The organism is Bradyrhizobium sp. P2_E8 (assembly GCF_056403875.1).
This window is the reverse complement of the sequence record NZ_JBFUES010001437.1, coordinates 1-1,364: the sequence shown is the minus strand read 5'-3', so window position 1 is coordinate 1,364 and position 1,364 is coordinate 1. Positions and strand designations below refer to the sequence as shown.

The 1,364-nt window shown below is 65.5% G+C and carries 2 protein-coding genes; both read right to left on the bottom strand.

The genetic code is table 11. The features are described 5' to 3' along the window. On the bottom strand, positions 1–642 hold a 642-nt coding region (locus AC1D00_RS41200), incomplete at its 3' end, for a fumarylacetoacetate hydrolase family protein (RefSeq protein ID WP_477014657.1). 55 nt (positions 643–697) lie between these two features. Then, entirely contained in the window at positions 698–1,315 is a 618-nt protein-coding gene (locus tag AC1D00_RS41195; RefSeq protein WP_135177635.1) for a flavin reductase family protein, read from the bottom strand. Positions 1,316–1,364 lie beyond the last annotated feature (49 nt).

Here is a 1,364-nt window from a genome sequence, read left to right as displayed (position 1 = left end):
CTGCCGCACCTCGCCGTTGACGCGCGTGATGATGTCATGAGGCCCGCGCGGATCGAGCTCGTCAGCCGTGACGATCCACGGGCCGATGCTGCCGGAGCGGTCGAAGTTCTTGCCTTGGGTGACGTTGAACTTGCCGTGGCGCAGCCAGTCGCGGATCGTACCCTCGTTGCACAGCGTCATGCCGAAGATGTGCGACCACGCCCTCTCGCGCGGGATGTGACGGCCGCCCTGCCCGATCACGATGACGAGCTCGCCTTCGTAGTCGAGCTGATCCGAGACGGTGGGCTTCTCCAACGGCTGGCCGGAGCCTGTCATCGAGGACATGCTGCGCACGAACAGGCTCGGATATTTGGGCAGGTCCGAATTGTCCTTATATTCGGCGTTGCGCTCGGCGTAGTTGACGCCGATGCACCAGAGCTTCTCTGGCGCCAGCACCGGCGGCAGCAGGACGAGATCATCGAGCGCGTAATCCGGCTTCTGATCGGCAATCGCTTCCTGCGCGTCCGCCAGCGCATTGGCCGCGATCAGCGCCCTCACGTCCGAGAAGTCACGGCCGATCCGCCTGGTCAGATCGACCACGCCGCCCGCGACGGCCGCGCCGTAGCGAAGCTCGCCGTCCAGGAGATAGCTCAGGAGTCGCATTGTCGTTTTCTCCAATGGTCTTTGGGCACAAGGGGCGGCGCGATGCGCCGCGCGCTCAGTCGGTCGATTTGGGAGTCTGGAACACGGTATTCAGCGTCACGATCTCTCCGAGCCGGGCGTAGCGGGGACCGCCGATGCGCGCGATCGGGTCGAGCGCCCTGGTCTCGACCTTGCCATTTTCCACGAGGCCGTCGCGAATGTGGAACATCACGACCTCGCCGACGATCAGCCGGCTACGGGCGTCGCCGAATTCGAGGCACTGCCGGAACACGCATTCCATCGCGACCGGCGCGGCCGCGAGCCGCGGCACCTTGATGCGCTCGCTCGCGAGTGTTTCGAGGCCGAGCTCGGCGACCTCGCTGACTTCGGGCGGATGCTCGATCGAGCTGTCGTGCACCGCTGACATCAGCGGGGTATCGGCGATGTGGATGACGTATTCCTCGGTATCGAGGATGTTGTGCGCGGTGTCCTTGTAGTCGGCGCCCTTGCGGCCGACGCTGATCGCCAGCATCGGCGGCTTCTGCGAGACGAAGGTGAAGGCGCTGAAGGGCGCGAGGTTGAGCACGCCGGAGCGCGACAGGCTCGTCACCCAGGCGATCGGGCGCGGCACCACGATGCCGGTCATCAGCCGGTAGATGCGCTCCGCGCCGAGCTCGCTGGGATCGATCCGCATCGCTCAGTCTGCCTTGATGTTGGCCTTGCGCACGACCGGAATCCACTTG

What these genes read in the sequence shown, in the direction of transcription:
- AC1D00_RS41195 (WP_135177635.1), bottom strand. Translation starts at nt 1,315, where the DNA reads ATGCGGATCGATCCCAGCGAGCTCGGCGCGGAGCGCATCTACCGGCTG.